Raw genomic sequence first — 12097 nt, 5'->3', positions numbered from 1 at the left:
ATTGCCGAACATACGTATATCCAATGTGGGAGCGAGCCTGCTCGCGAAAGTGGAGTGTCAGTCATAGAGGGTCTGGCTGACCTGACGCCTTCGCGAGCAGGCTCGCTCCCACAGGTTTCGTGGCTTGCTCAGAAGCTCCCGAACGCCCAAATATCCAATGTGAGAGCGAGGGCAAGTTTGAGCGCACAAAAAAGCCCGGCATTGCTGCCGGGCTTTGGTGTCTTCAACGCTTTACGCGGCGATCTTGTTGGCCGCCATCTCCTTTTTGTGGCTTGCCTTCATGGCTTCCATTTGCGCACCCAGTTCCTCGAGTTTTGCCTTGCCCAGAAGCTTCTGCGCTTTCGGAAACATTTCCTGTTCTTCCTCTTCGATGTGGTGCTCCAGCAGCTCCTTGACCACTTTGACCCGACCGGCAAATTCCGGGGTGCCTGGATCGGTTTCTTTCAGATCAGGCAGTACCAGTGAGTCCACGGTGCGGTGCTCTTCCTTGGCTTCGTAGTACATGATGTCTTCTTCCTTGCTGCCGGCTTCCTTGAACGCGGGATAGAGAATCTCTTCTTCGAGGCGGGTATGGAGGGTGATTTCCATTTCCAGTTTGCCCAGCAACTCGACGCGTTTTTTCAGTGCGCGGTCGGTGGACTCACTCAGTTGGCTGAGGATGGCTTTGACTTTTTCATGGTCGGCTTTGAGAAGGTCGATGGCATTCATTTTTGAGGCCTCTGCTTTTCACGGATTGAACACAGCGTTCTTTTTTTCGCGCTGCTGTGTATTCAGGAAGAGGCTATCGCAGGACTCATGCCAACTCGCTGATCGAGCGCAACCCTTCTAAATCAAGGGCTGGCATCGAAGCAGGCACAATGCTTTCGTGCAGCCTGCAAGAAATCCGCGCAACGGGCATTGCATATAACAAGCCCGGCAAAAGCCGGGCTGAGGGTGATGCTTGAGAGGGGCCTGCGTCGTTGCTTAACGGCTGGCCTGGGAAGGTGAGCCGCGACCGATATGCTTGGGCCCCGCCAACGCCCAGGCGATCAGGCCGAACAGCGGCACGAACACGATCAGCACGATCCACACGCCTTTATTGCTCGATTTCCCCTCGCTTTTACGCACCCGATTGATGGCCCAAAGCTCGATCAGCACGAGAATGACCGCCAATACGATCCACACGGTTTCGATTTGCATAGGCTTAACTCCTGATGGTCTGTGCGTTAGGCGACGAGAGGGGCGTTGGGTTCATTCTTTTTGCCCGGGACAAGCGGACGCAGTGATACCCGGTTGCAAAATAGATGTCTGGTCGCCGCTGCGCCCTATATCCTCTGCGCCACACGTTTGGGCTGGAACAGGGACAGGGCAATGGCATTCAGGGTGATGGTCGTCGGTGGTTACGGCAATTTCGGCAGTATCGTTTGTCGGCATCTGGCGCAGATGCCAGAGATTGAACTGCTGCTGTCGGGCCGCAATGCACGCAAGCTGCAACACAAGGTCGAAGAGCTGCAAGCGCAGTCGGGCCGAGCTTGCGAAGGCTGGTGCGGTGATGCGATGGGCGCAGGTTTTCAAGCGGCGCTGCGCGAGCTGAACATCCAGTTAGTGGTGCACACTGGCGGGCCGTTTCAGGGGCAATCCTACGCAGTTGCTGAAAGCTGCATCAGCGCCGGGGTCAATTACTGCGATCTGGCTGACTGCCGCACCTTCGTCAACGGCATTGATGTGCTCGACGCCCGCGCCAGGGAGGCTGGTGTGGCCGTGCTCAGCGGTTGCAGTTCGGTGCCGACCTTGTCTTCGGCGATCATCGATCAGCAGCGCTCACGCTTTGCGCGAATCGACTCGATCGAGCATGGCATTTCTTCCTCGGCAAAAATGCCGGGGCTGTCCACGGTCGAAGGCGTGCTCGCTTATGCCGGCAAGCCGATCAGGCAGTTACAGAATGGCCAGGTTCACGAAGTATTGGGCTGGCTCGACCTGACCCTGCGCAGCATGCCGCAACTGGGCACGCGGGTGCTGGCCAATGTCGATGTGCCGGACATGGATATTTTCGCGCGTCGCTATGGCGCACAGACGCTGCGCTTCAAGGCTGGCGCTGGCCTGAAACTCGGCGGTGTCGCCAACGCCTTGCTGGCGCAAGCCTTGCGCTTCGGTCTGGTGCGCGATCACGTACGCTGGGCGGCACGTCTGCATCGCTTGGGCACGTGGTTCGAACGCTTCGGTGACGGCAAAAGCGCGATGTACATCGATGTTCAAGGCATCGGGGTTGACGACCAGCCGCTGAGCATGACCGCGCAACTCACAGCGCTGAATGACAAAGGCCCGGAAATCCCCAGCTGCGCCGCCGTCGCCCTGGCAATCAAAATGGCGCGGGGTTATGCACCGCAACCTGGCGCGCGGCCGTGTGTTGGCGAAATCAGCGTCGATGAATATCTGGCGGCGATCAACGATCCGGGCAACCTGAGCCTGTCGGTTCAGTTCGCCGAAGGGCAGCGTTGAGATGCTCTATCTCTGCCTGAAGTACCTGCACGTCATTGCGGCGATTTTCCTCTTTGGTTTCGGCATGGGCTCCTACCTCTACCTGATCGCCGCCAGCCGCAGCGGCAACCCGCAAGTGATCGCCCATGTCGCACGAATGGTGGTGCGCTTTGATACGTGGATCACCACGCCGGCAGGGATTGTGCAGGTCATCACTGGCTATCTGCTGATGCGGCTTTCCGGGCTTTCGATGAGCACCGAATGGCTGCTGACTTCGCTGATCATTTTCTTCTGTGTCGGCGCGTTGTGGCTGCCGGTGCTGGTATTGCAGAAGCGTTTGCAGAGCATGGCGCTGAGCGCGGGCGAAGGTAGCCTGCCTCTGGATGATCGCTACGCGAGCACGTACCGCTGGTGGTTCTGGATGGGCGTCGCCGGGTTTGCCGGAATGTTTGTCATCGTGCTGATGATGGTGACGAAGATGACGCCGCTGCAACTGATCGGGTCAGCCGTGGGCCTTTAGAAAACGGCTTTCATGATCCGCTGTCGGGAGCAGGCAAGTGTCGTACTTGCCGAACAGCCGATAGCGATTCAGCGCGATGCGATCGTAAGCCCAGTCGCGCAGACGACGCGGGAAGATGCGCAGCAGTTTCAGCGGCTGCCAGCGCATTGGCAGTTGCCCGACCACTTCAAGGAATGCATCTGATCGCTCCCAATAATTGCGGTCGCGAATCACCGCCATGGTGTCGAACTCGTCCAGCGGCAAACCGGCCCACGCCAGCAAGGCCTGGCCCTCGGGCGATTGTACGGTCGCCAGCCGCACGCGGCGCTGACGGTCATACCGAATCAGAAACCGCGCCCAGCCGTTGCAGAGCTTGCACACACCGTCGAACAGCACCACGGTTTCGCCGGGCTTGAGCAATGGCGCGGAGGTGGGGCGGATTTTCATGGCAGGCATCGGCGGATGTCCTTGGCGGCGGTTGTCGCGATCATAACCTCGATCATCGGTCTATAAGAATGGATCGCGACGGTATTGCCCCGGCGATATTCCGTGCACGCGGCGGAATGCAGCGCCAAACGCCGCGTCGGACAGATAGCCCAGTGACGCGGCGACCGTTGTCACGTTGTCCCGGCCATTGCGCAAGCGGAACGCGGCCACGCGCATCCGCCAGCGCGTGGCGTACTCGACCGGCGCTACACCCATGCAAGTTTTGAATAACGCAGCGAAACCCGAACGCGACATGCAGGCAATCTCGGCCATTTGCGTCAGTCGCCAGGCCTTTTCCGGAGCACCGTGAACGGCGCGCAACACGCCGGCAATCGCCGGTTCCCGCAGTCCGCCCAGCCACGCCAGTTGTTCGGCATCCGCGCTGTTGATGTGGTGGCGCAGCGCATGGATGAAGATCAGCCGCAGCAGGTCGTTGCACATCGCCTGCGAGCCAGGCTGATGCGACGGCCACTCGCGCCCCAGTTCATCCAGTAGCCAACCGAACGACGAGGCGCCTGCGGTTTCGGCACGAATGATCAGCGAGGTCGGCAGCACATCGAGCAGTTCGGTTGCGCCGGGTCCCGATAGCGACACGCTGCCGCCCAGCAACTCGACTTCCTCGCCGACGCCAAAGGTCGCCGAGGCTTCGTCATGGGCGAAAACCTCCGCTGCATTCACCGCCTCGACGTCGGCGCCGCTGGCCAGAATGAACGGCGTGCGCGACACCACAAAACAGTCGCCGGCCTGCAACAGTCGCGCCGGCGCGCCTTGCATGCACAGCCAGCATGCGCCTCGTCGCACCATGTTGAATTTCAGTTCGATGGGTTGGAAACGCAGCGCCCAGACGCCCCCCGCTTGCAAGCGAACCGAGCAGGCTGCGCGCAGTTCCGAGAGCGCCAATACGGCAGAGAGTGGATCGCCGGCAGGATTTTGGATGATCACGACAGAAACCTGGATTTATCAGACTGGTTCGTCCCGAGAGCTTAGCCAAGAATGAAGGCCTTCGATAGCTCACTCAGGATTACGCCCATGGCTACGCTCCAACAACCTGTGCAATCACCGTTTAACGCCGCCAGCACAGCCGCTGAAGTCATGGCGGGCATCGATCTGCGCGGGCAACTCGCTGTGGTCACCGGCGGCTATTCCGGGTTGGGTCTGCTGACGGCGAAAAGCCTCGCTGCGGCAGGGGCGCAGGTCATTGTGCCGGCCAGAGATACGGAGCGGGCAGAGGTGGCATTGGCCGGTGTTGACGGCGTCCGCGTGCTGCCCATGGACCTCATGCAGGCTGAATCGGTGGCGGCGTTCAGCCAAAGCGTGGTCAGCGCGGGGCAGCCAGTGTCCTTGCTGATCAACTGCGCCGGAATCATGGCCGCGCCGTTGCTGCGCGATGCCGATGGCCATGAAAGCCAGTTCGCGACCAACCATCTTGGTCATTACCGCCTGACCTGCGGCCTCTGGCCCGCGCTGGTAAGGGCTGGGCAGGCGCGGGTGCTGTCGGTGTCCTCGCGCGGGCATCAGATTGCCGGGGTGGATTTTGACGACATCGATTTTTTACAGCGGCCGTATGACAAATGGGTTGCGTATGGCCAATCGAAAACGGCCAATGCCTTGTTTGCCATCGCACTCGACCGGCGCGGGCGTAGCCATGGCGTTCGCGCGTTTTCATTGCATCCGGGGCAGATTCTGACGGATCTGGCACGGCACCTCAGCACAGAGGAACTTGCCGCATTCGACGCGCTGGATGAGCAGGGCCGGCCACGGCTGGATGCGCACAATGGGATGAAAACTGTCGAGCAAGGCGCGGCGACGGGGTTGTGGTGCGCGACCAGTGCAGTGCTTGCGGATTTGGGTGGTGTGTATTGCGAAGACTGCAATGTTGCCCCGATCAATGAACCGGAAGCAGGCCGCAAGGGTGTTGCGAAATGGGCGGCGGATGCTGAGCTGGCTGAGCGACTCTGGGCGGTTTCGGAGCTATGGACAGGGCTCACGGTGGCATGAATCGAGTCAAAGGCCAAAAGCCCCTCACCCTAACCCTCTCCCGGAGGGAGAGGGGACTGGCCGAGGTGTTTAGTAGAAATTCGCCAACCTGAAATACCGGGTCGAACTCAGGTTTTGAACAGCACCCAAATCGGCTCTCACATTCTCCTCGGAGGGAGAGGGGACCGACCGAGTGGTTTAGCAGAGAAACGTCGACCTGAAATACCGGGTCGAACTCAGGTTTTGAACAGCACCCAAATCGGCTCTGACCTTCTCCTCGGAGGGAGAGGGGACTGACCGAGGTGTTTAGTAGAAATTCGCCGACCTGAAATACCGAGCCGAACTCAGTTCTAGAACAGCACCCGAATCGGCTCCCTCTCCCTCGGGAGAGGGCTGGGGTGAGGGGCTGCCGCGCCGCCGGAATCAAGTCGACCCCAAAAATTGCTCGTCACGCCCGTGCACCGCCTTCGCGCTTCACCCCAAGACAAAACATCTTCCGATAGTCCGACGGCGAAGTTCCCAAGTGCGCCGCAAACTGCTGCCGCAACGACAGCGGCGTGCCAAACCCGGCTTCCCCGGCAATGCATTCAACCGGCAAATCCGTGGTTTCCAGTAACGCCTGCGCTTTGATCACACGCTCGGCGTTAAGCCATTTGAATACTGTCGTACCGGTGGTTTCCTTGAAGCGCCGGGTAAAAGTGCGGCGACTCATTCGGGCTTTCTCCGCCAAAAGGTCCAGCGACAGATTTTCACCCAGATGCATGCGCGCCCAATCCAGAACTTCAGCCAGATGCGTTTCGCTTGAGAGCTGTGGCACCGGGTGCTCGACGTATTGCGCCTGGCCGCCTTGCCGGTGCGGTGGCGTGACCAGCATTTTCGCCGTGTGATTGGCCACGTCAGCCCCGAACCGCTGGCGCACCAGATGCAGACAACAGTCGATGGCCGCTACGGTGCCCGCTGAGGTCATCAGATTGTCGTCGGTGACATACAACACCTCGGGGCGAAAGCGAACCATGGGAAAGCGTTTGGCAAACTCGTCGCGCGCCGCCCAGTGCGTCGTGGCTTCCTTGCCATCAAGCAACCCGGCATCGCCCAGCACAAACGCGCCCAGGCATAAACCGACGATCAATTTGCCTTCGGCGTGGGCATTCTGCAGCGCCTGTACAAGCGCTGCCGAAGCAGTGATCGATTGATCGCCCCATGCCGGAATGATGATGACGTCGGACGCCGCCATCAATTCCAGGCCATGAGCGACCGCCAGGCCGATGCCTTGGTCACTGGCGACCATGCCGGGTACTTCCGCGCAGTAATTGATCTGGTAACGAGGCTCAGTCGACGCTGGATTCGCCGTCGCCAGTACGATGCCCGGCACCGACAGGTGGAACAGGCTGACGCCGTCGAACGCCAGAACAGCAACGCGAATGGGGGGCATAAAACAAATCTCGGTTGCACACTATCGGGTTGGCCCGATTATATCGATATATGTCTTTCAGGCCATTGTTGGCTGCGCCAGGCTTCAGCAAAAATGGACCCATTCATAAATAACAGGATGATTCCGATGACACTCAAGACTCTACCGTTTGCCCTGAGCATTGCTTGCGCCGCTGCTACCGCACCGGCCTTCGCAGAGACAGAAACGCGGGCAAACCCTGAAGCTGCACACAAGCTGAATCTGCAGCAAGTGCGTAATGCCACGGTGAAGATCACCTACGGCGACACGACCTTTCTGATCGATCCGATGCTGGCGAAAAAGGGCGCGTACCCAGGGTTCGAAAATACCTACCGCAGCAACCTGCGTAACCCGCTGGTCGACCTGACTGAGTCCCCGGAGCAGGTGATTGCGGGCGTCGATGCCGTTATCGTCACGCATACGCACCTGGACCACTGGGATGACGCGGCACAGAAAGCGCTGCCCAAAGACATCCCTCTGTTCGCCCAGCATGAAGAAGATGCGCAACTGATCCGCTCGCAAGGCTTCAAGAACGTGCGCGTGCTGACGAACGAGGCTGAGTTCGGCGGCGTGAAGATCAGCAAAACCGGCGGCCAGCACGGCACTGACGAAATGTATGCCGTGCCGGCCCTCGCCAAACCGCTGGGCGAAGCCATGGGCGTGGTGTTCCAGGCGCCCGGCTACAAAACACTCTATCTCGCCGGCGATACCATCTGGCGCCCGGAAGTCGATCAGGCCATCGAGAAATTCCAGCCTGAGGTGATTGTGCTTAACGCCGGCAAAGCGAAAATGAGCGGTTACGAAGGCTCGATCATCATGGGCGAGGAAGATGTACTGCGAGCGACGCAGGTAGCGAAAGACGCAAAAATCGTCGCCGTGCACATGGACGCGATCAACCACATGTCGCTGACCCGTGACGAGCTGCGCAGCTATGTGCAAAAGCACGGCATCGACAGCCGCGTGGATATCCCGGCTGACGGTGCTGCGTTGCAGTTCTGATTGATTCAGGCCTGCCTGGGCGTGTCGCCGACGCGCCCAGGCTCAAGAGGCTGACTGGCATATCACTCCCCCAGCTTCGCCCAGAATTCCTCGGCCGAAGGGCTGATCGGTGCCGTCGGGCGAGTCAGGTGGATTTCCAGTGGAATATCCCAACTTTCATCCAGTGCCCTGACCAGACGCCCGTCAGCCATTTCCTGTTCCGTCAGGCTTTTCGGCAGCCAGGCGACGCCTTTGCTTTCCAGCGCCATCGACATCAGCACTGCGGCCAAGTGGCTGCTGAACAGCGGTTTCAGGTGCAGATAATCAGCCTTGCCATGCAACCTGTGGGCGACGATTCGGCCCAGGCCGGATTCGTGGGTGTAGGCCAGATAGGGCAGGGTTTCAGGCGACGTGCCGAACTGGGCTGAAGCACTCGCCAGCGGCACGAGTACGTCCTCGCCGACCTTCTTGCCAATGAACTGATCAGGCGCCAGTAATGGCGGAACGTCGGGGTGGCGATGGCACAGCAGGAACTGCACCTGGCCATGAATCAGCATCTGTTCGCACACGGCCATGCTGTCGGAATGCAGACGAACCGCATCGATCGGCGCGCCACTTTCGGCGCTGCGCAACCAGCGTGGGAAGAAGGTGAATGACAGCGAGTGAGTGGCAGCAAACTGCAAGGTTTTCGCCGCCATGCCAGCCACTTCCTGGGCCTCGGAGCGCATGCGGTACAGGCGTCTGGCAGCTTCCTGGGCGCTGGGCAAAATCTGCCGGCCGGCCTCGGTCAACGTCGCGCCTTGCGGTGTGCGCACGAACAATTCGACACCCATCCAGTTCTCCAGCGAGCGCACTCGGCGACTGAACGCCGGCTGCGTCACATGGCGCGCTTCGGCGGCCCGGACAAAGCTGCCGTACTCGGCCAGTGCTGAAAAATCCTCAAGCCAAACCAGTTCCAAGGGCAATGCCTCCTGTGCATAGGGCGCGGCATTAATAGCATTGGGCGGGTGTCGTCGCAAAGCATAACGTTGGGTCACCACAACAAGAGGAACCCGTCATGCGTATCGTCGATATCCGTGAAAAAACCGTCTCCATTGCTTCCCCGATCGCCAATGCCTACATCGATTTTTCGAAGATGACCTGCTCGGTCGTTGCGGTCATTACCGACGTGATTCGCGACGGCAAACCGGTCATCGGTTACGGCTTCAACTCCAACGGTCGCTACGGCCAGGGCGCGTTGATGCGCGATCGTTTTCTGGCGCGGATCACTGAAGCCGACCCGGAAACCCTGATCGATCACGAGAACAATAACCTCGATCCGTTCGCCATCTGGAAAACCCTGATGACCAACGAAAAACCGGGCGGGCATGGCGAGCGTTCAGTAGCGGTCGGCACCATCGATATGGCGGTGTGGGATGCGGTAGCGAAGATCGAAGGCAAGCCGCTGTATCGCCTGCTTGCCGATCGTTATCGCAACGGCGTCGCCGATGACAAAGTCTGGGTGTATGCGGCGGGTGGTTATTACTACCCGGGCAAGGACCAGAGCAAGCTCAAGGCCGAAATGCAGAGCTATCTGGATCGTGGCTACGACGTGGTCAAGATGAAGATCGGCGCGGTGCCGCTGGACGAAGATATCCGCCGCATCGAAGCGGTGCTCGAAGTGGTGGGCGACGGCCAGCGCCTGGCGGTCGACGCCAACGGCCGCTTCGATCTGCAGACCGGTATCGCCTACGCCGAAGCGATCAAGAAGTACAACCTGTTCTGGTACGAAGAGGTCGGCGACCCGCTGGATTATGCGCTCCAGGCTGAGTTGGCCAATCACTACGAACTGCCGATGGCCACCGGCGAAAACCTGTTCTCTCACCAGGATGCCCGCAACCTGTTGCGCCACGGCGGCATGCGCCCTGACCGCGACTACCTGCAATTCGACTGCGCGCTGTCCTACGGTCTCGTCGAGTACATGCGCACGCTGAAAGTGATGGAAGAGCTGGGTTGGTCTTCGCGCCGCGTGGTGCCGCATGGTGGTCACCAGATGTCGTTGAACATCGCCGCCGGTCTGCACTTGGGCGGCAACGAATCGTACCCGGACGTGTTCCAGCCATTCGGCGGGTTTGCCGATGGCATTCGCGTGGAAAACGGCTACGTCGGGCTGCCGGATATCCCGGGTGTCGGCTTCGAAGCCAAATCTGCGCTGTATGCCGTCATGCGCGAACTGGGCGAGGGCTGATTCGGTTTCACCTGCGGCCTCGTTTTGCCGAGGCCGCAGCTTCAGGCGTCATCCTCGACGCCAAAGCCACATGCCCACCACAACAATAAAATGAGGTGCTTCCGTGGATACTTCAAAATCACGCTGGTACAGCCAGCTCTATGTGCAAGTGCTGATCGGCATCGTCATCGGCGCTGCCATCGGTTACTTCGTGCCGGACATCGGCGCCAAGCTGCAGCCGTTTGCCGACGGTTTCATCAAGCTGATCAAGATGCTGTTGGCGCCGATTATTTTCGGCACGGTAGTGGTCGGTATCGCCAAGATGGGCAGTATCAAGGAGGTCGGCCGCATCGGTGTGAAAGCGCTGATCTACTTCGAGATTCTTTCCACCATCGCACTGGTGGTCGGCCTGATCGTAGTCAACGTGGTCAAGCCCGGCGCCGGCATGAATATCAACGCCGGCACCCTCGATGGCAGCGCTGTCAACAAATACAGCCAGGCGGCGAGCGAGCAGGGCGGCCTCGTCGAATTCTTCCTCAATATCATTCCGCACACCTTCCTCGGTGCTTTCTCCAATGGCGTCATGCTGCAAGTGATTCTGTTGTCGGTGCTGATGGGCGTCGCCTTGGTGCAAATGGGCGAAACCAGCAAACCGCTGATCAACACCATCGATCTGTTCCTGCAAGGTCTGTTCAAAATCGTCGCGATGGTCATGCGTCTGGCGCCGCTGGGCGCGGGGGCCGGCATGGCGTTCACTATCGGTAAATACGGCATCGGCACTCTGCTGTCGTTGGGGCAGTTGCTGGTCGCGCTGTACATCACCACGCTGATCTTCATCGTCGTGGTACTGGGCGCGGTGGCGCGATGGTCGGGCATGCCGCTGATGCAGTTTCTGCGTTATTTCAAGGATGAAATCCTGATCACCCTGGGCACCTGTTCGACCGAAGCGGTACTGCCGCGAATGATGGTCAAACTGGAAAAGCTCGGCTGCAAGAAATCCGTGGTCGGCATGGTCCTGCCGACGGGCTACACCTTCAACGCGGACGGCACCTGCATTTACCTGACCATGGCGGCGATCTTCATCGCCCAGGCGACCAACACGCCGCTGACCTTCATGGATCAGATGATCCTGCTCGGCGTGTTCCTGCTGACCTCCAAAGGTTCGGCCGGTGTGGCGGGGGCAGGATTCGTGACCTTGGCGGCCACGCTCACCACCATTCACTCCATACCTCTGGTGGGCCTGGTGTTGCTGTTGGGCATCGACCGCTTCCTCAACGAGGCGCGAGCGGTGACCAACCTGATCGGCAACGGCATCGGCACCATTGCCATTGCCAAGTGGGACAACTCCTTCGATGTCGAAGCGTGCGAGCGGGAAATCGCTGCCATGAAACACGCCAAGGCTGCACGCAAGGCGCTGCTGGCGCACAAGTAAACCAAGCGTGGCGATTAGCACCTCTGTTGGCGATCCGGATCGCTGACAGAGGTGCTGATCGACACCGCACGGGCTGCCTGGGTTGACACTCCTTTCGTACTCATGAAATATATAGTGCACTATACAATAGCGAACTATGAAATGAGCTCGAACCGAAATCACGTGGGAACGCAGCTGTCGTTTTCACTCTACGCCGCCGCTAACCGTGTCGTGCGCTTGCACAAGCCGTATCTGGAACCACTCGGCTTAACCTTTCCGCAGTATCTGGTGATCCTGCAGCTTCTGGATGGCGCGCCGTTGTCTGTGGGCGAACTCGGCACTTACCTGGCCATGGACGCGGGAACCATCACGCCGCTACTCAAACGTCTGGAAGGCGCCGGATTGGTCACGCGCAAGCGCGATCCGGCAGACGAGCGCCGCGTGCTGATCGACCTGACGCCCGAAAGCCGGGCCATGGAAGACGACATCAGAGCCATCACCGGCAAGATCAAGACGGCCTGCCAGCTTGATGAGCAGGGGATTGAGGCGCTTCGTCTGACGCTGGATGCGCTTGCCCATCCGGCGGCTGACTGAGCCCACCGTCCAAAAGCGCGCTCAACCGGGCGATAACAC

The 12097-nt window shown here is 59.7% G+C and carries 13 protein-coding genes; 7 read left to right on the top strand and 6 right to left on the bottom strand.

The genetic code is table 11. From position 1 onward, the window contains the following. Positions 1-231: 231 nt before the first annotated feature. Together ND528_RS00785 and ND528_RS00780 are read right to left on the bottom strand one after the other, a co-directional pair. Entirely contained in the window at positions 232-708 is a 477-nt protein-coding gene (locus ND528_RS00785) for a hemerythrin domain-containing protein (RefSeq protein WP_212616082.1), read from the bottom strand. Positions 709-963: 255 nt separating this feature from the next. Then, positions 964-1179, bottom strand: coding sequence for a PLD nuclease N-terminal domain-containing protein (locus tag ND528_RS00780; RefSeq protein ID WP_016774306.1), 216 nt, complete (start codon positions 1177-1179; stop codon positions 964-966). Between the two features lie 171 nt (positions 1180-1350). On the opposite strand from ND528_RS00780, the gene ND528_RS00775 reads away from it, so the two are divergent. After that, on the top strand, positions 1351-2478 hold the full coding sequence (locus ND528_RS00775) for a saccharopine dehydrogenase family protein (protein WP_263469354.1): 1128 nt from the start codon (positions 1351-1353) through the stop codon (positions 2476-2478). A gap of 1 nt (position 2479) precedes the next feature. Beyond that, positions 2480-2977 carry a DUF2269 family protein gene (locus ND528_RS00770; protein ID WP_263469353.1) on the top strand — a complete coding sequence of 166 codons (498 nt, stop codon included), beginning with the start codon at positions 2480-2482 and terminating at the stop codon, positions 2975-2977. On the opposite strand, the gene ND528_RS00765 is transcribed toward ND528_RS00770, so the two are convergent. Together ND528_RS00765 and ND528_RS28205 are read right to left on the bottom strand one after the other, a co-directional pair. After that, a complete protein-coding gene (locus ND528_RS00765) occupies positions 2960-3412 on the bottom strand; it encodes a thiol-disulfide oxidoreductase DCC family protein (protein ID WP_263469352.1) in 453 nt (150 codons plus the stop codon). The genes ND528_RS00770 and ND528_RS00765 overlap by 18 nt on opposite strands. A gap of 51 nt (positions 3413-3463) precedes the next feature. Next, on the bottom strand, positions 3464-4384 hold the full coding sequence (locus ND528_RS28205) for an AraC family transcriptional regulator (protein ID WP_263469351.1): 921 nt from the start codon (positions 4382-4384) through the stop codon (positions 3464-3466). 87 nt (positions 4385-4471) lie between these two features. Here ND528_RS28205 and ND528_RS00755 point away from each other — a divergent pair, with 87 nt between their 5' ends. After that, the gene (locus ND528_RS00755; RefSeq protein ID WP_263469794.1) at positions 4472-5440 is read left to right on the top strand and encodes an oxidoreductase; all 969 of its coding nucleotides are present in this window, start codon (positions 4472-4474) and stop codon (positions 5438-5440) included. 427 nt (positions 5441-5867) lie between these two features. On the opposite strand, the gene ND528_RS00750 is transcribed toward ND528_RS00755, so the two are convergent. After that, entirely contained in the window at positions 5868-6851 is a 984-nt protein-coding gene (locus ND528_RS00750) for a GlxA family transcriptional regulator (RefSeq protein WP_263469350.1), read from the bottom strand. Between the two features lie 126 nt (positions 6852-6977). On the opposite strand from ND528_RS00750, the gene ND528_RS00745 reads away from it, so the two are divergent. Continuing rightward, positions 6978-7868: an MBL fold metallo-hydrolase gene (locus ND528_RS00745; protein ID WP_137213318.1), complete on the top strand. Its 891-nt coding sequence runs from the start codon at positions 6978-6980 to the stop codon at positions 7866-7868. A 62-nt stretch (positions 7869-7930) separates the two neighbouring features. On the opposite strand, the gene ND528_RS00740 is transcribed toward ND528_RS00745, so the two are convergent. Continuing rightward, positions 7931-8806: a LysR family transcriptional regulator gene (locus tag ND528_RS00740; protein ID WP_024012581.1), complete on the bottom strand. Its 876-nt coding sequence runs from the start codon at positions 8804-8806 to the stop codon at positions 7931-7933. A 98-nt stretch (positions 8807-8904) separates the two neighbouring features. Here ND528_RS00740 and ND528_RS00735 point away from each other — a divergent pair, with 98 nt between their 5' ends. The 3 genes from ND528_RS00735 to ND528_RS00725 all read left to right on the top strand — a co-directional run bounded on the left by ND528_RS00735 (position 8905) and on the right by ND528_RS00725 (position 12058). Further along, positions 8905-10074 carry a mandelate racemase/muconate lactonizing enzyme family protein gene (locus tag ND528_RS00735; protein ID WP_024012582.1) on the top strand — a complete coding sequence of 390 codons (1170 nt, stop codon included), beginning with the start codon at positions 8905-8907 and terminating at the stop codon, positions 10072-10074. A gap of 103 nt (positions 10075-10177) precedes the next feature. Further along, complete coding sequence (gene dctA / locus ND528_RS00730) at positions 10178-11485, top strand: C4-dicarboxylate transporter DctA (protein WP_263469349.1); 1308 nt, start codon at positions 10178-10180, stop codon at positions 11483-11485. A 141-nt stretch (positions 11486-11626) separates the two neighbouring features. Continuing rightward, a complete protein-coding gene (locus ND528_RS00725; RefSeq protein ID WP_263469348.1) occupies positions 11627-12058 on the top strand; it encodes a MarR family winged helix-turn-helix transcriptional regulator in 432 nt (143 codons plus the stop codon). The last annotated feature ends 39 nt before the right edge of the window (positions 12059-12097 follow it).

This window comes from Pseudomonas mercuritolerans (assembly GCF_025706525.1).
GTDB classification, from domain to species: domain Bacteria; phylum Pseudomonadota; class Gammaproteobacteria; order Pseudomonadales; family Pseudomonadaceae; genus Aquipseudomonas; species Aquipseudomonas mercuritolerans.
The sequence above is the reverse complement of the archived record's forward strand: the minus strand, read 5'-3'. Positions and strand labels throughout refer to the sequence as shown.

Excerpts from the sequence above, each read along its gene's own strand:
- ND528_RS00785 (WP_212616082.1), bottom strand. The coding sequence starts at position 708 with ATGAATGCCATCGACCTTCTCAAAGCCGACCATGAAAAAGTCAAAGCC.
- ND528_RS00780 (WP_016774306.1), bottom strand. The coding sequence starts at position 1,179 with ATGCAAATCGAAACCGTGTGGATCGTATTGGCGGTCATTCTCGTGCTG.
- ND528_RS00775 (WP_263469354.1), top strand. The coding sequence starts at position 1,351 with ATGGCATTCAGGGTGATGGTCGTCGGTGGTTACGGCAATTTCGGCAGT.
- ND528_RS00770 (WP_263469353.1), top strand. The coding sequence starts at position 2,480 with ATGCTCTATCTCTGCCTGAAGTACCTGCACGTCATTGCGGCGATTTTC.
- ND528_RS00765 (WP_263469352.1), bottom strand. The coding sequence starts at position 3,412 with ATGCCTGCCATGAAAATCCGCCCCACCTCCGCGCCATTGCTCAAGCCC.
- ND528_RS00755 (WP_263469794.1), top strand. The coding sequence starts at position 4,472 with ATGGCTACGCTCCAACAACCTGTGCAATCACCGTTTAACGCCGCCAGC.
- ND528_RS00750 (WP_263469350.1), bottom strand. The coding sequence starts at position 6,851 with ATGCCCCCCATTCGCGTTGCTGTTCTGGCGTTCGACGGCGTCAGCCTG.
- ND528_RS00745 (WP_137213318.1), top strand. The coding sequence starts at position 6,978 with ATGACACTCAAGACTCTACCGTTTGCCCTGAGCATTGCTTGCGCCGCT.
- ND528_RS00735 (WP_024012582.1), top strand. The coding sequence starts at position 8,905 with ATGCGTATCGTCGATATCCGTGAAAAAACCGTCTCCATTGCTTCCCCG.
- ND528_RS00725 (WP_263469348.1), top strand. The coding sequence starts at position 11,627 with ATGAGCTCGAACCGAAATCACGTGGGAACGCAGCTGTCGTTTTCACTC.